Raw genomic sequence first — 15,842 nt, forward strand, 5'->3', positions numbered from 1 at the left:
CAAAGGATACTGAACAGGCATCTCCCAACCCGCAAAATCAACCAGCTTGCCACCCAACTCAACATGCAAAGCGTAGAGAGGCGTGCGTTTCAATTCGGTCATTTTCTCAACCTTTCATTCAGCGGGATCGGTCGCGAACGACCATGACGGTGCAATGCGCGTTGCGCACGACACGGGCCAGGTTCGGACCAATCTCATAATTCGGGAAATCGCCCTTGGTCGACGCCATGACGATCAGATCAAAGCCTTCCTTGTAGGCAAGCTTCAGGATTTCGCGGTAAACGCTGCCTTCTTCGACATGAACCGGCACGTCCGAGGCATTGGCATGGTCCAGAATGGCCTGAACCGCACCCCGCACGTGGTCTTTGGCGCCAGCGCCATAGTTGGCGGGCAGGTTCGGCAGTTGGATGATCTCGGGGATGACGGCAACCGCATGCAGTTCGGCACCATAGAATTTTGCCTGTTCCAATGCGACCGGCAGGGCCAGTTTCCACGAGCGGTCGTCGGTGTGATCGATGGGCAGCAGGATTTTCGTGGCCATCACGTCTCTCCTCGAAATATGGAATTCTGTTTCAAAGGCGGGGGGCCGGGTTGGCCCCCCGATTTTTTCAGGACCGAATTATTCGGCTGGTGAGCCACCCGGTTCCTCGGATTGGCCGCCCGAGGCAAAGAACTCTTTCGTCAGTTTGAAGACGATGGGGCTCAGCAGGGCCAGGGCAATCAGGTTCGGGATGGCCATCATGGCGTTCAGCGTATCCGCCAGCAGCCAGATGAAGCCCAGATCCGCCGTCGCGCCGAAGTAGATCGCAACGATCCACAGCACGCGGTAGGGCATCAGCGATTTGACACCCAGCAGGAACTCGACGCATTTCTCGCCATAGAACGACCAGCCCAGAATGGTGGTGAAGGCAAAGATCGACAGCGCGATTGCGATCAGGTGACCACCGCCCGGCAGCGAGTTTGCGAAGGCCAGCGAGGTCAGGGCCGCGCCCGATTCACCCGATGTCCAAGCACCCGAAGAGATGATCGCCAGACCGGTGATCGAGCAGACGATGATGGTGTCAATGAACGTACCCAGCATCGCGATCAGGCCCTGGTTGACCGGACCTTTGGTCTCGGCTGCGGCGTGTGCGATCGGGGCGGAGCCCAAACCGGCCTCGTTCGAGAACACACCGCGTGCCACACCAAAGCGGATGGCGGCCCAGACGGCTGCGCCCGCAAAACCACCTTCGGCGGCCGAGGGGGTGAACGCGTAGGTGAAGACCAGCGACAGTGCGTGGCCGATATTGCCGATGTTGATCAGCAGAACCAGCAGACCGGCGATGATGTAGGCAATCGCCATGAACGGAACCAGCTTACCGGCAACCGCGCCGATGCGGGTGATGCCGCCCAAAATAACGGCAGCGGTCAGGACCATCAGGACCACGCCGGTGACCGAGGTATTGACGCCGAAGTTCGATTCCAGAACCTGCGCCACACCGTTGGCCTGCACACCGTTGCCGATGCCGAAGGCCGCAATTGCGCCGAAAAGGGCGAAGGCCACGCCCAGCCATGCCCATTTCGCGCCGAGCCCGTTCTTGATGTAATACATCGGGCCGCCGACAAAGTTGCCCAGCTCGTCCTTTTCACGGTACTTCACCGCGCAGACAGCTTCGGCATATTTGGTGGCCATGCCCACCAGGGCGGTCATCCACATCCAGAACAATGCGCCCGGACCGCCCAGGAAGACAGCAGTGGCCACACCGGCGATGTTGCCCGTACCGATGGTCGCCGACAGCGAGGTCATCAGCGCGTTGAACGGGCTGATCTGCCCTTCGCCCTGACCCTCGCGGCCTTTGAACAGCAAGCTGAAGCCCGTGCCGATGCGCAGGATCGGCATGAATTTCAGCCCCACCTGCAAGAAGAAGCCGACGCCCAGAATGAGAACCAGCATCAGCGGCCCCCATACGACGCCATTGATGGCCCCTACGATTGAATTTAACGCTTCCATGGTATCCCTCCCATTTGCGTTTGGTTATGCCCCGGTCGCGAGCGCCCGCTGGCGGGCCTGCTTGAGGGCGGCAAAGTCTTCGTCCGCGTGGAACGACGAACGGGTCAGCGGGGTTGCCGACACGTGCAAAAAGCCCTTGGAGCGTGCGATCTGCTCCAGCTGGGCGAATTCTTCCGGTGTCCAGAACCGGTCGATCGGGTGATGTTTCGGGGTCGGTTGCAGGTATTGACCGACGGTCAGGAAATCGACCTGTGCCGCTCGCAGGTCGTCCATCACCTGCCGCACATCATTCAGGCTTTCCCCCAGCCCCACCATCATGCCGGATTTGGTGAAAACCTGTGGATTGGCGCGCTTGGCGTCGTCCAGCAGCCGCAGCGAGGTGAAATAGCGCGCGCCGGGCCGCACTGTCGGATAAAGATGCGGGACGGTTTCCAGATTGTGGTTGAATACGTCCGGGGCGGCGTCGAACACGATGTCCGCCGCGGCGCCCTTGCCCAGAAAATCGGGGGTCAGAACCTCGACCGTGGTGCCGGGGTTCTGGTGGCGCACGGCGCGGATAGTCCGGGCGATATGGTCTGCGCCGCCATCGGCCAGATCGTCCCGGTCCACGGATGTGATCACCACGTGACGCAGGCCCAGTTTCCTGACCGCCGCCGCGACGCGGCCCGGTTCGAACACATCCAGCGCGTCCGGACGGCCCGTCGAGACGTTGCAGAAGGAACAGCCGCGGGTGCAGACCTCGCCCATGATCATCATGGTGGCGTGGCGCATGGACCAGCATTCGCCGATATTGGGGCAGGCGGCCTCTTCGCAAACCGTCGCCAGATTGTGGTCGCGCATCAAGCGGCGGGTCTCGTAATACTCGGCGCTTTCGATCTTTTTGCGACGAATCCACTTCGGCTTGCGCGGTATGGCGCTGTCGGCCTTTTTGGCCTTTTCCGGGTGGCGGGGGCGCAGCTGGAGGGTCATCTGGCTGGTCCTTTACGCGTGGATGGCACGGCCCATGGCATCAAGGCAGGCTTCCTTGACCGCCTCGCCCATGGCCGGGTGTGCATGACAGGTGGCGGCCACATCAGCGACGGTTGCGCCTTTGGTCATGGCCAGAACCAGTTCGGCGATCAGGTCGCCGCCATGGGCACCGCAGATATGGGCGCCCAGAATCGTGCCGTTCGGATCGGCCAGAACCTTGACCGCGCCATCGGTTTCGCCAGTTGAACGCGCGCGCGAGTTCGCCATGAAAGCGAATTTGCCGACCGCGTATTCGGTGCCAGCCTCTTTCAGAGCCTCTTCAGTCAGGCCGACCGAGGCAACTTCGGGGTCGGTATACACAACCCCCGGCACAGTGTTGTAATCGACATGGCCACCCTGCCCCGCCAGCATCTCAACGCAGGCGACACCATCTTCTTCGGCCTTATGCGCTAGCATCGGGCCGGGGATGCAGTCCCCGATTGCATAGATGCCGGGAACCGATGTGCGGAACCTGTTGTCCACCTGAACAAAACCGCGCGGGTCCAGGGCTATCCCCAATTCCTCCAGCCTCAGCCCGCGCGATACGGGTCGGCGACCGACAGCGATCAGGACCTTGTCAGCCTCGATCACCTCTTCCTTGTCTTTGCCAACCCGATCCAGAGCAAGCGTCAATCCGGCCTCGGTCTTTTCGATAGCCTTCAGCGCGCGGCCCAACTGGAATTTCAGCCCGCGTTTCGCCAGCGCCCGTTGCGCCAGCTTTGCAATCTCACCATCGATGCCGGGCAGGACGCGATCCAGATATTCGACGACAGTGACCCTGGCCCCTAGACGCGCCCAGACCTGACCAAGCTCGAGCCCGATGACCCCTGCCCCGACGACGACCAGATGCTCGGGCACCGTCTCAAGCTCAAGCGCGCCGGTGGAACTAAGGATGTCACGCTCGTCAATCTCGATCCCGTTCAGCGGTGTCGGTTCGGACCCGGTGGCGATCAAGATGTTCTTGGCCTCATAGATGTCGTCACCGACCTTGACCTGCCCATCCGCCGGGATGCTGGCCCAGCCTTCGATCAACTCGACCCCATTTTTTTTGAACAGGAATCCGATCCCCTTGGTCAGATCGCCGACGATCTTGTCCTTGCGCCCCATCATTGCGGGCACGTCGATGCTGGCCCCTTCGACCGCAATGCCATGGGAGGAGAGATATGCAAGTTCGGCATATTTGGCCGAAGAGGTCAGCAACGCTTTCGAGGGGATACACCCCACATTCAGACAGGTTCCGCCAAGCGCCCCGCGCCCTTCGACACATGCTACTTTCATGCCCAGCTGGGCCGCGCGAATGGCCGCGACATAGCCGCCCGGACCACCGCCGATGACGATCAGGTCATAGATGTTCATGACTTTTCTCTCAGTAGATGGGGTGTGCCGCACACAGGGCGCGAACCTTGTCGCGGGTCTGCGCTTCGATGGTTTCATCACCCTCGGGCGTTCGGGCCAGCGCATCCAGCACATCGCCGATCATATGACCGATCTGGCGGAACTCATCGGGGCCGAACCCGCGGCTGCACCCGGCGGCGGTGCCCAGACGAATACCGCTGGTGACGGTCGGCTTCTCGGGGTCGCCCGGAACACTGTTCTTGTTGCAGGTAAACCCTGCCCGTTCCAGCGCCGCTTCAGCATCCTTACCGGTGACGCCAAGCGGCCTCAGATCCACCAGCATCAGATGGTTCTGGGTTCCACCCGATACGATGTCGCATCCGCGCGCGATCATCACCCCGGCCAGTGCCGAGGCGCTGTCCACCACGCGCTGCATATAGGTTTTGAACTCGGGCTGCAGCGCCTCGCCAAACGCCACGGCCTTGCCTGCGATCACATGCATCAGCGGGCCGCCCTGCAGGCCTGGAAACACCGCCGAGTTGATCTTTTTCGCCAGCGCCTCGTCATTGGTCAGGATGATCCCGCCGCGCGGGCCGCGCAGGGTCTTGTGGGTGGTTGACGTCACCACATGCGCGTGACCGACCGGCGACGGATGCAGGCCCGTGGCGACCAGACCTGCGATATGGGCCATGTCAGCCAGCAGCCAGGCCCCGACCTCATCCGCGATTGCGCGGAAGCAGGCAAAGTCAATCTGCTGCGAATAGGCCGATGCGCCTGCGATGATCATCTTGGGCTTTTCCGCCCTCGCCAGCGCTTCGACCTGATCATAGTCAATCAGCCCGGCATCGGTCAGACCGTATTGAACCGGGTGAAACCATTTGCCCGACTGCGCCGGTTTGGCACCATGTGTCAGGTGCCCGCCCGCATCCAGCGACATGCCAAGGATCGTGTCACCGGGGCTGAGCAAAGCAAGCTTCACTGCCCCGTTGGCTTGCGCGCCGGAATGCGGCTGTACATTGGCGAAGGCGCAGCCGAACAGCTTTTTCAGACGCTCAATCGCCTCGGCCTCGACTTCGTCCACAAATTCGCACCCGCCGTAGTAGCGGCGACCGGGATAGCCTTCGGCATATTTGTTCGTCAGCACGGATCCCTGTGCATCGATCACGGCCTGCGAGACGATGTTCTCGGACGCGATGAGTTCGATTTGTTCCGCCTGGCGCTTGCCTTCACGCGCAATCGACGCAGCAATGATCGGATCAGTCTTCGTGAGTGACGTTGTGAACATGATTTCCTCTCGCGGCATATGTTACGTACAAGGGATTTTGTTTCCTATAGTGGAATTATGTCCATTATGGCAACACAATTCTCGGAAATGTGAAGTTGTGCACGACAGGGGAATTAGCTAACCTACAGCAAAGAATGGAGATTTTAATGCCAGACGAAGCTCCGAACGATGTTTCCGGGCCGGCAGATCACGACGATGGGGCGGCTTTGGGCCGGTCGATCCGCGACGCGCGCCGCGCAAAAGGCTGGACTTTGGAGGAAGCCGGACGTGCTGCGGGAATCGGGCGGTCCACCCTTTCGAAGATCGAAAACAACCAGACGCGGCCCAGTTTCGACATCGTTCGGCGGCTGACACAGGCCCTTGATCTGAGCACTCCGCAACTGTTCCTGCAGTCGGGCCAGACGGGCATTTCGGGACGCCGCGATTACACTCCGGCGGGTGCAGGCGAGATACGGGATACATCCACTTACCTGCACGAACTGCTTTGCCCCGAGTTGACCAGCAAACGGATGCTGCCATACATCGCCACGATCAAAGCGCGCGACGTGTCCGAATTTGAAACCTGGATCCGCCACAGCGGCGAAGAGTTCTTGTATGTGATCAGCGGAGAGTTGATCTTTGTTTCCGAACACTACCGACCCTTGCCGATGAAAGCGGGTGACTCGCTGTATTACGACAGCAGCATGGGGCACGGTTGCATCTCGACCAGCAAGGATGACGCCAAGGTTCTGTGGGTTTCACTGGAATAGTCCAAGGACGGCTTCCGCTCGGAAGGGTCTGAGAGACGAGCGCTTTGTCACAACAGACGTCGTGTTTCTTTCAACAAACATGTCCGCGATGCGGCCCCGGTTGGAACAATATCACTACCGGGACGGAGGTTTGAACAAGTCCTTGCGCAGGGTCGTCAGAGCACCCGGATCGATCTTGGCCTGAATCACCGTGGTCTGATTTGCAACGATGGCCGCGTTCAGCGCCGGACCCAGTTCGCCGGGACAGCCGACCCAGATACCTTTGCCGCCGCACAGCGCGGCGAATTTGTCATAGCGGGGCGATGTGATCTCGGCCCCCAACAACCGCCCACCATAAAACTCTGCCTGATAGGCTTTTTCGGCCCCCCATGCTTCGTTATCCAGAACCACGATGACAATGGGCAATCCGTGCTGAATGGCTGTCTGAATCTCGATCATGGTATACCCCACCGCGCCATCGCCCATCACGGCAACGACAGGCCGATCCGGGGCAGCCGCTTTTGCACCGATCGCGGCGGCCAGACCAAATCCCACCAGGCCGAAGTCCAGCGGTGTGATCAGCGACAGGGGGTCGTAATGCGCCAGCCGGTCCGCGGCTTGCAGGCATGTGTTGCCTGTGTCCAGCGTGACGATGGCGTTTTCCGGCAGCGCCGCCCGAATCTCGGCCAAGGCGCGGCGCGGGTGCATCGGTAGGGTGGCGATCTGTGCCTCTTCCGCGCGCTCGGCGGCAAGGCTGGCCATGTCTGCCCTGAATGCGCTGCGCCATCCCTCGGCATCGGGCTTCGTAGCGGCTTTGGTCAAAGCCTCTGCCGTCAGGCGGGCATCGGCCTGCACCGCGATCTCGGCCGGGAAGTAGCGACCCACCGCGGACCCATCAATGTCGACATGGGCTATCCGGGTTTCCGCCCCGACATAATCATTGCTGTGGAAGGTCGAATTGAAGCCAAGCCGCGCGCCCAGCGCCACCATCACGTCGGCCTCTCTGGTCAGACGGCTCGCAACACGATTGCCACGGGGTCCCGCCTGACCGGCAAACCACGGATGACCATGGCGCATCACATCCGCATGACCGGTTGAGGCCACAACCGGCACCTCTAGTGCCTCGGCCAAAGCGGTCAGGGCATCACGCCCCTTGCCCCATTTGAAACCGCCACCGGCAAAGATCACCGGACGCTTCGCCCCGCTCAGAAGCGCGGCAATCGCCGCTACGTCTTCCGGCGCGGGCGGACCGGGCCGGGCTATGTTGACCGAAGCCGGGTCAATCGCCGGCAATTCGGCCGCAAAGAGGTCACGTGGAACATGCAATACCACCGGCCCGCGACGGCCCGAATTTGCAAGCCGGATCGCATCTTCCAGCATCGGCACCAGCCGTGACGGGTCGGAGACCATGACCGAGCGTTTGCAGATCGGCGCAAACAGCGCCACCTGATCGACCTCCTGAAACGTGTCCTTGCACTGATCAGCCCGCGTGATTGCGCCCGCGATGACCACCATCGGAGAATAGGCCAGATGCGCCTCGGCCACGGCGGTGACGATATTGACCACGCCCGGCCCGGCCTGCGCGCCCAGCACAACGCCCGGTTTGCCGGTCATCCGGGCCCATGCATCGGCCATATGCCCCGCCGCACGTTCATCGCGCGCACCGACATAGGCGACCTCGCCACCCTGATACATGGCGTCGTAGAGCTCGAGCATCGAGCCCCCGAGCAGACCGAACACGGTGTCGATCCCGTTGGCCTTGAGCACGCGATAGACGGCCTCGCCGCCGGTGATGTTGGTCATGGGTCTAGTCCTCGGATCGGGGTCTCAGGTTCTGCGGGTCAAACGTGGCGGCGTCGTGAACGGTCACGGGAATGGCACGGTTCAGGATCTGCACGCTTAGACCCTGGCGCGGGGTGTCTTTGCGCACGAACAGCCACCCCAACGATTTGCCCACCGTGTAGCCGTACCCGCCCGAGGTGGTCAGACCGACGGGCGTGCCATCCAGCAACACAGGCTCGCGGCCGTGAATGTCGACGTCATCTGCATGGAGTTCCGCATAGAATAGCTGCCAGGCCGGGTCGCGGCCCAAAAGCGCGTCCTTGCCGATGAAATACCGCCCTTCGGCGCGTACGAACCGATCGAGCCCAACGTCGAACGGACCGACATCCGTGGTCAGTTCACCGCTTGCGCGATAGGCCTTTTCCATCCGCATCCCGTTGAACGCGTAAGAGCCCAGATCGACCAGCCCATGCTTGCTGCCCGCTTCGAACAGAGCATCATAGAGCGCGCCGATCCGGCCCAGCGGCGCGTGCAATTCCCAGCCAAGCTCGCCGACGAAAGACACGCGCAGCGCATAACAGGGTATGCCCGCCACGGTGATCTCTTGCCCGGACAGCCAGGGGAAGGCAGCGTTGCCAAGATCAGCCCGCGTCAGTTCCGCCATGATCCGGCGCGAGGCCGGGCCGGACAAGGCCAGCATCCCCCAATCCGCGCTGCGGTTGATCATCCGCACGTCTTCACCGGGCCGGATATGGGACCTGATCCAATCAAAATCCGGGTTCGCCCGTGCGATGGCGGAGCCTGTAAAGTATCGATCCTGAGCGATGCGCCAGATTGTGATCTCGGTCTCGAACCGTCCTTTTGGCGTCAGCAAGTGGTTGAGGCTGATCCGCCCGTCCCGCGCCGGGATCGTGTTGGCCGACAGCCGGTCGAGCAAAGCCCCTGCGTCCTTTCCCGTAATCTCGAACTGCGCAAAGGCGCAGAGATCGATCACACCGGCAGTGGCGCGTGTGGCCCTGGCCTCGGCCATGGCGTTTTTGTGCCAAGTCTGACGGCCCCAGCCGATCTGTTCAACTTCGCCCACCTCACCGAAATAGCGCGGGCGTTCCCAGCCCGCCACCTCGCCAAACACCGCGCCCTTGGCGGCCAGACGGTCATAAAGCGGGTGGCGCCTCAGGGGGCGCAGGCTATCGAATTGTTTGCCGGGGCATGGCGTATCATGGCGGCGCATGAATTCGTCCTTAGTACGCTCGACAATGAACTGGTCGGTGCTGAAATCGCCGTAACGGCGTGGGTCCATGCCGCGCGTGTTGATCGGGGTTTCGCCATGCACCATCCAATCGGCCAGCACTTTGCCGGCCCCACCGCCCCACGCCAGCCCTATCGAAGACCCGCAAGACAGCCAGACATTCGGCGCGCCCGACGGCCCCACCAACATACCCCCGTCCGGCGTATGGGTGATCGCGCCGCGCACCACACGCTTGATCCCCAACTCGGCCAGAACGGGCATCTTGTCGAACGCCACCATCAGGAAGTCGCCAATCGAGTCGTAATCGGCCTCGAACAACTCATTTTCGGCTGCCCAGGGCGCGCCTTGCGGCATTTCCCAGATGGTGGGGCAGACATGGCCCTCGTATATCCCGATCAGACCCGATTTCTGCTCCTGCCGGATATAGCCGCCAAAGGCATTGTCGCGCATGACAGGTAACTCGGGGCGGTCCAGGAACTCGGGTACCGTATCGGTGACCAGATAATGATGCAGGCACGAAACGCTGGGGATTTTCAGCCCGAACCATTCGCCCACCTGATTGGCATAGGAACCTGTAGCGATCACCACATGTTCGGCCATCACATCGCCCTTTTCCGTCGCCAGACGCCACATGTCGCCCCGGCGCGCCGCCCCCGTGACGCGGTTGTGCCGCTCGATCCTGGCCCCGCGTGCGCGCGAGGCAGCGGCCAGCGCCATGGTGACACCGGATGGATCGATATGCCCGTCTTCAAAGGTCTGAACAGCCGTCTTGATGTCCGAGGTTCGGTAGAACGGATTGCCCTTGGCCACGTCATCCGGCCCGACCAGTTCCATCGGCAGGTCGAGCAGTTTACCGACGCCCATGATCGACTTCATCCAGTCGACCTCATCATCCGTCGTCGCGATCCGGAATCCGCCAACCTCGTGCCAGCCGATGCTTTGCCCGGTCTCCGCCTCAACGCGCTTGTAGGTTTCAATCGAGGTCTTGTTGATCCAACCCGCGATCCGGCTGCCCACCGCATGCGCGATCTGCCCGGCCGCGTGCCATGTCGACCCGCTGGTCAGTTCCGCTTTTTCGAACAGGATCGTATCGGTCCAGCCGTTTTCAGCCAGTTGGAACTGGGCTGCAACGCCCATGATCCCGCCTCCGATGATGGCGACCTGAGTGGTGCGGGTTGTGTCGCTCATCGGAACGCCTCTTTGGCGGGTTTAAGCGCCGCGCGGGCGGTGTAACGGGTGCAGGCGATTTCCACCTCAACCGGCCATGTGCCATCAGCGGTGGAAGATTTTTCGTCGAAAAATCCCGGCGTGCCCGAGATCATCGCCAGCGCGACAGAGCGGCCAAATCGATAGCTCCATGCGGCGGACGTGATTTGGCCCACAACCTGACCCTCGTCGTAGATTGGCTCATCATGGATCGGGATGGCGTCGGGGTCGTCAAACAGCAGCGAAACGATCCGGCGCGCGGGTGTGTGATCCTGCAGCGCCCTTTCGCCCACAAACCCGGAGCCCATGGCGCAGAACGCAGCCAAACCGGCCTCATGCGGTGTGGTGCCGGGGGTCAGTTCATGCCCGAAAGCGCGGAACCCGCTTTCGATCCGCAGGCTGCCGCTGGCGTATAGCCCTGCATGGCTGGCCCCTGCGGCCAGCAAAGCCTCATACGCGGCCATGGCCATATCGGCGGGAATGTAAAGCTCATAGCCTTCTTCGCCGGTGAAACTCAGCCGCCCGGCCCAACCGCGTGCCAGACCGATTTCGACCGGCGCAAAATGAAAGCGTTTCAGGTCGTGAAAAGGGGTGTTGGAAGTCGCTTGCAAAACCAGACGGGCCTGTGCCCCGGCCAGCCCCAGAATGGCATAGCCGCTGGTCACGTCAGTGAATTCAACCCGGAAATCGCCTCGGGTTTCGCGCATGCGCTTTAGGTCACGCACAACCTCTCCCGCGCCGACGATGAGCAAATAAGTCTCGGGCCCGTGACGCTGCACCGTCAGGTCGCTTTCCACGCCACCGCCTGCGTTCAGGATCTGGCTATAGGCAATGCGTCCCACGGCGATATCCATCTCGGCCGCGCAAAGACGGTTGAGAAATGCGCATGCGTCCGGTCCTTGCACCATGATTTTGCCAAAAGCCGATTGATCCAGAATGGCTGCACCCTCGCGGCAGGCCTGAACCTCCTGCCCCACTTGCGCGCGCCACGCGGGCACACCAAAGGTCAAAGGCAGATGCGCCGTGTTGCCGCCGAAATGCACCGCCCGTTCCCAGCCTCCGCGCGGTTCAAACCGCGCCCCCGCCGCAACCAGCCCGGCATGAATGGGGGATCGGCGCTGGCCGCGGGCGCTGGCCATCGCCCGTCCCGGATAGGGGTTGTCGTAATGGCGACCCAGAACCTCGGGGATGCGGGCCTCCAACGCGCCCAATACGTTCATCTCGGGGCTGAAGCGGCGAATGTCGGCCTCGTTCAGCTCCATGGTCGGTTCGCCCGCGATGATCCATTCGGCCATCGCCTTGCCCGCGCCGCCAGCCAGCGCAATACCTGTCGAGTTCATGCCGCCCATCAGGAACAGGCCCGGGACCTCGGGGCTTTCGCCCAGCATGAACTGGCTGTCGAGGGTGAAGCTTTCCGGCCCGTTGAGCAGCATCCGCACCTCGGCCCGTTCCAAGGCGGGTATCCGGCGCAGGGCGTTTTCCATCATCGGCATGAAGTGGTCCCAATCCTCATCCAGCAGATCAAAGCTGAAATCCTTGGGCAGACGGTCCAGCGGCAGGCCCTTGGCATTGGGCTCGAAGCAGCCCACCAGCAACCCCTCGACATCGTCGCGGGCATAGAGGAACGCGTCCTGATCGTTCAGCGTCGGCAGATGAGTGCCTTTGCCAAGCGCCTGCACCTCGGCCAGCGGTTTGGTCAGGATGTAGAAATGTTCGCAGGCATAAAGCGGCATATGCGCGCCCGCCATCGCAGCCACATCGCGGGACCAGAGGCCACAGGCGATCACCACCTCGTCGGTATCGATCACATGGTCCCCAACCGCGACGCCCGAGATGCGCCCGGCCTTCTTTTGCAAGCCCGTCACGACGGTGTCTTCAAAGAACCGCACCCCGCGCGCCCGCGCGCCCTTCGACAGCGCCAGCGCCACGTCCGACGGGTTCACCCGGCCATCCGCCGGGGACCAGACCGCGCCGATCACTTCATCTGTTTCGATCAGCGGCCACAGCTCTTTCGCGCGGGCCGCATCGACGACTTCGGCCTCAAGCCCAAAGGCGCGGCCCAGACTGACCTGCCGTTTGATATTGGTCAGCCGATCCGCATTGGTGGCCAGCGTCAGAGATCCGGTCTGGGTCCAGCCGGTGGCCTGGCCGGTCTCGCGCTCCAATTCCCCATAGAGGTCAATCGAATAGGTGATCAGCTTGGTCAGCGTCGCCGAGGGCCGCAGGCGGCGCACCAGACCGGCGGCGTGCCATGTCGTTCCGCTGGTCAGTTTTGAGCGTTCCAGTACCACGATGTCCGTCCGCCCCTCGCGGGCCAGATGATACGCGATCGAACAGCCGATGACGCCGCCACCGATGACAACCGTGCGGGCGTGCTTTGGCAGAGACCTCATGCGGCGATCACCCCGGTCTGGATCAGATCGCCCAGAACGGCGTCGAAAATCCCGACCGCTTCGTCGATCAGGTCAGGGGTATGGGTGCTCGAAGTCACGCATGAAGTGAAGGACATGAAGTCCACACCCCGGTCCAGCAACCCGCTGCGCAGGCCCTGAACCAGTGCAGGTGGGACGGTGCGGATTTGCGCGGCGCTCAGCCCGTCTATCGACGTGCCTCCGAAATTCAGATGGCAGGTCGAACTGTCGCCATAGGCCAGCGCCGGCACGCCGCGCCGCGCAAACACCGCGTTGAACCCGTCGCGCAAGCGCGCGGCCATGGCGTCGGCGCGGGCCTGCACTTCTCCGGTCGACAGCAGTTTCATCGCAGCAATCGCACCTGCGGCCACCACAGGTGCCGCGTTGAACGTGCCCTTGTGGCTGACCGCCGGGGCAAGCCCGTCAACCGGTTGGCCGGGGTCCAGCAGGTCCATGATATCCGCGCGACCCGCGATGGCCCCGCCAGGCAGACCGCCGGTGACAACCTTGGCCATGGCGGTCAGGTCCGGCACAACGCCATCGCGCGCCTGTCGCCCGCCGGGGGACCAGCGAAAGCCGGTGATCACCTCATCAAATATCAGCACCTTGCCCAGCTCTTCCGCCAGCGCGCGGATACCGGGCAGGAACCCGTCCGGCAGAGGGACCGAGCCATAATTTGCCCCCGACGCCTCGACAAAGATTGTGCCGATGCCGTCATCGGCCTCCAACGCGGCGCGGATCGCATCCAGCGCGGGCGGGACGACCACGGTCAGATCGGCAATCGCCTGCGGCACACCCAGCGAGGGCGGCGTATCGGACCCGGGTTTTGAGCCTTTCAGAAGCAGGTCATGCCAGCCGTGGAAATGCCCGTCGATCCGCAGCACCTTGTCCTTGCGGGAATAAGCGCGGGCAACCCGCAAGGCCAGCATCGTGGATTCCGTTCCCGAACCGGTAAACCGCACCTTATCGGCCGAGGGCACCAGACGGTGAATCCAATCGGCCCATTCGATTTCCAGCGGGTGGCAATCGCCGGTATAGGGCGTTTTGGTCAGTTGCCGCGCGACGGCTTCCATCACTTCGGGGCAGGAATTGCCCAACAGCTGACTGGCTGAACCCAGTTTGAAATCAATGTAGCGTTTGCCCTCAACATCCCATTTCTCGGCCCCTTTGGCGCGGTCGATGTATATCGCATGCGGGGCCTTGTAGCGCAGTTCGTGACTGACGCCGCCGGGCATGATCCGGCGGGCACGCGCCGACAGTGAAGCATTGGTCCTCATGGGGCCCGTCCGATCTGATCCCGGCTGATCCTTATGTTGAAACGTTGGCGAATGGCGCGGTCCATCGCGTCGAGAATATGCGCCGGGAAATGTCCCGCCAGCAGTTCGCGCGTCTTGCTTCGCGCGACATCGCCTATCGGGCGTGCGCCATCCTCCTCCCACTCGCGCGGGGTGCGGCGGTCGCCCAGATGAGGATAGAAGTAATCAGACTTCATCCGCCCGAATGTATGGCGGTGCCCAAGATAATGCCCCTCGCCCCGGCACACTTCGGCAATCACATCGGCGCCGATGTTTTCGGGCGTGACCTCGACCCCGCGCACCGTCCGCAGGATATTGCCCAGCATGTCATTGTCGGTGACATACGCTTCTAGCGCGACGCCCAACAGGCTGGCCTGCATGCCGCAGGATTGCGTGATCAGGTTCGATCCGGCATGCGCCGCCGAGGCGACGGCCAGATTTTTCTCACTGCCATATTGCGCGTCCAGCGTCTTGGAATCGGTGATCCCGGCAATCGAAGTGGTCGGCAGGTCGTAATACCGCCCCATCTGCGCGGCTGAGGCCATCAGGATCGCCTGTTCGCCACCGCCAGCGCACATCGAGCCGGTGCGCAGATCGGCCACAAGCGGCTTGGGACCAAAGAGGGCCGCCACATCCGGATCGACAAGCCGCGCGAACACCAGACCTGCAAGAGTTTCGGCAATCGCCTGCACCAATGACCCCGCAATTGTTGCCGGGCTGGTCGCCCCCGCTTGCCCGGCACTGATCAGTTGCACCGGGAATCCCGCCAGAATGGCGGCCTCCAACGTGTCCAACGCCTCTTCCGCGAAGCGCATGGGCGGGACGACATGGCAGACCATCACGGTCAGGAAGGGCCGGGCTCGGAACGCATCTTCACCGCCGGCGATCATGTAACAAAGCTCGGCCAGTTGCGCGACGTTCTGCGGCTGAGACACCGAAACCGATACGTGTTTCGAAGTGCCCATGAGGCAGGCATAGGCGGTATTGAGGTCCATCTCGGCCACGTCTTCAATATCCGTGGCCACGATGGAGCGGCTGAAATGATGGATGTTCTCCATCGCATCCACAATCCGCGCGGCATCGTAAAGATCCCTGGCGGTGCCATTGCGATAGCGCCCGTCCTCGATATCGAAAACCCCCGGCGCGGCCCCGCCCGAACTCATGTGCACGCGCGACCCCGAGATATCCAGATCGTGCCCGGGGTCCTGACCGTATAGCACTACATCGCGCCGCGCCTCGGCCACTGTGCGCAACACCAGATCCCTTGGAAACAAAAGCCGTTGATCTTCGGTCCAAATCCCGCCCTGCGCGCAGACCTTTTCGATCATGGAAGCCGAAGCCTGGCTAAGCCCCAATGTCTCGAGCAAATGCAAGACCGCTTCGTTTACATCAGCCAGCGCCCGATCATTAAGCGGCCGAAACGCACCCCCGGACAGGCCCGGCCAAACCGGGGGCGAGGCGTCCTCTTCCGGTACGGATTGATCGAGCCTTGAGGCGCGACCGCGGCGGCGGGCTCTGGCGGACATAAGCGATCCTGACGCAAGTTCTTCACC

General features: G+C 62.3%; 11 protein-coding genes. 1 reads left to right on the plus strand and 10 read right to left on the minus strand.

Annotation, left to right across the window (positions count from 1 at the left end):
* Positions 1-118: 118 nt before the first annotated feature.
* The 5 genes from ACR0EZ_RS19705 to glyA form a co-directional block, all read right to left on the minus strand.
* Complete coding sequence (locus ACR0EZ_RS19705) at positions 119-541, minus strand: universal stress protein (protein ID WP_480616340.1); 423 nt, start codon at positions 539-541, stop codon at positions 119-121.
* Positions 542-619: 78 nt separating this feature from the next.
* The gene (locus ACR0EZ_RS19710) at positions 620-1,990 is read right to left on the minus strand and encodes an alanine/glycine:cation symporter family protein (RefSeq protein ID WP_480616341.1); all 1,371 of its coding nucleotides are present in this window, start codon (positions 1,988-1,990) and stop codon (positions 620-622) included.
* A 24-nt stretch (positions 1,991-2,014) separates the two neighbouring features.
* Positions 2,015-2,959: a lipoyl synthase gene (gene lipA, locus ACR0EZ_RS19715; protein WP_480616343.1), complete on the minus strand. Its 945-nt coding sequence runs from the start codon at positions 2,957-2,959 to the stop codon at positions 2,015-2,017.
* Positions 2,960-2,971: 12 nt separating this feature from the next.
* Entirely contained in the window at positions 2,972-4,354 is a 1,383-nt protein-coding gene (lpdA, locus tag ACR0EZ_RS19720) for a dihydrolipoyl dehydrogenase (RefSeq protein WP_480616345.1), read from the minus strand.
* 10 nt (positions 4,355-4,364) lie between these two features.
* Positions 4,365-5,618 carry a serine hydroxymethyltransferase gene (glyA, locus tag ACR0EZ_RS19725; RefSeq protein WP_480616347.1) on the minus strand — a complete coding sequence of 418 codons (1,254 nt, stop codon included), beginning with the start codon at positions 5,616-5,618 and terminating at the stop codon, positions 4,365-4,367.
* A 146-nt stretch (positions 5,619-5,764) separates the two neighbouring features.
* Here glyA and ACR0EZ_RS19730 point away from each other — a divergent pair, with 146 nt between their 5' ends.
* Positions 5,765-6,367, plus strand: a complete 603-nt coding sequence (locus ACR0EZ_RS19730) for a helix-turn-helix domain-containing protein (protein ID WP_480616349.1) — start codon at positions 5,765-5,767, stop codon at positions 6,365-6,367.
* A 114-nt stretch (positions 6,368-6,481) separates the two neighbouring features.
* On the opposite strand, the gene ACR0EZ_RS19735 is transcribed toward ACR0EZ_RS19730, so the two are convergent.
* The 5 genes from ACR0EZ_RS19735 to ACR0EZ_RS19755 are packed head-to-tail and all read right to left on the minus strand — an operon-like array spanning position 6,482 to position 15,815.
* Entirely contained in the window at positions 6,482-8,149 is a 1,668-nt protein-coding gene (locus ACR0EZ_RS19735) for a thiamine pyrophosphate-binding protein (RefSeq protein ID WP_480616351.1), read from the minus strand.
* 4 nt (positions 8,150-8,153) lie between these two features.
* On the minus strand, positions 8,154-10,565 hold the full coding sequence (locus tag ACR0EZ_RS19740) for a GcvT family protein (protein ID WP_480616353.1): 2,412 nt from the start codon (positions 10,563-10,565) through the stop codon (positions 8,154-8,156).
* Positions 10,562-12,976, minus strand: a complete 2,415-nt coding sequence (locus tag ACR0EZ_RS19745; protein WP_480616355.1) for a GcvT family protein — start codon at positions 12,974-12,976, stop codon at positions 10,562-10,564. Before ACR0EZ_RS19745 ends, ACR0EZ_RS19740 begins: the two co-directional genes overlap by 4 nt.
* Entirely contained in the window at positions 12,973-14,271 is a 1,299-nt protein-coding gene (locus ACR0EZ_RS19750; RefSeq protein ID WP_480616357.1) for an aspartate aminotransferase family protein, read from the minus strand. Before ACR0EZ_RS19750 ends, ACR0EZ_RS19745 begins: the two co-directional genes overlap by 4 nt.
* Positions 14,268-15,815: a trimethylamine methyltransferase family protein gene (locus tag ACR0EZ_RS19755; RefSeq protein WP_480616359.1), complete on the minus strand. Its 1,548-nt coding sequence runs from the start codon at positions 15,813-15,815 to the stop codon at positions 14,268-14,270. Before ACR0EZ_RS19755 ends, ACR0EZ_RS19750 begins: the two co-directional genes overlap by 4 nt.
* Between the last annotated feature and the right edge of the window lie 27 nt (positions 15,816-15,842).

The sequence above is a fragment of the Ruegeria sp. AK4 genome, assembly GCF_056541025.1.

Excerpts from the sequence above, each read along its gene's own strand:
- ACR0EZ_RS19705 (WP_480616340.1), bottom strand. The coding sequence starts at position 541 with ATGGCCACGAAAATCCTGCTGCCCATCGATCACACCGACGACCGCTCG.
- ACR0EZ_RS19710 (WP_480616341.1), bottom strand. The coding sequence starts at position 1,990 with ATGGAAGCGTTAAATTCAATCGTAGGGGCCATCAATGGCGTCGTATGG.
- lipA (WP_480616343.1), bottom strand. The coding sequence starts at position 2,959 with ATGACCCTCCAGCTGCGCCCCCGCCACCCGGAAAAGGCCAAAAAGGCC.
- lpdA (WP_480616345.1), bottom strand. The coding sequence starts at position 4,354 with ATGAACATCTATGACCTGATCGTCATCGGCGGTGGTCCGGGCGGCTAT.
- glyA (WP_480616347.1), bottom strand. The coding sequence starts at position 5,618 with ATGTTCACAACGTCACTCACGAAGACTGATCCGATCATTGCTGCGTCG.
- ACR0EZ_RS19730 (WP_480616349.1), top strand. The coding sequence starts at position 5,765 with ATGCCAGACGAAGCTCCGAACGATGTTTCCGGGCCGGCAGATCACGAC.
- ACR0EZ_RS19735 (WP_480616351.1), bottom strand. The coding sequence starts at position 8,149 with ATGACCAACATCACCGGCGGCGAGGCCGTCTATCGCGTGCTCAAGGCC.
- ACR0EZ_RS19740 (WP_480616353.1), bottom strand. The coding sequence starts at position 10,565 with ATGAGCGACACAACCCGCACCACTCAGGTCGCCATCATCGGAGGCGGG.
- ACR0EZ_RS19745 (WP_480616355.1), bottom strand. The coding sequence starts at position 12,976 with ATGAGGTCTCTGCCAAAGCACGCCCGCACGGTTGTCATCGGTGGCGGC.
- ACR0EZ_RS19750 (WP_480616357.1), bottom strand. The coding sequence starts at position 14,271 with ATGAGGACCAATGCTTCACTGTCGGCGCGTGCCCGCCGGATCATGCCC.
- ACR0EZ_RS19755 (WP_480616359.1), bottom strand. The coding sequence starts at position 15,815 with ATGTCCGCCAGAGCCCGCCGCCGCGGTCGCGCCTCAAGGCTCGATCAA.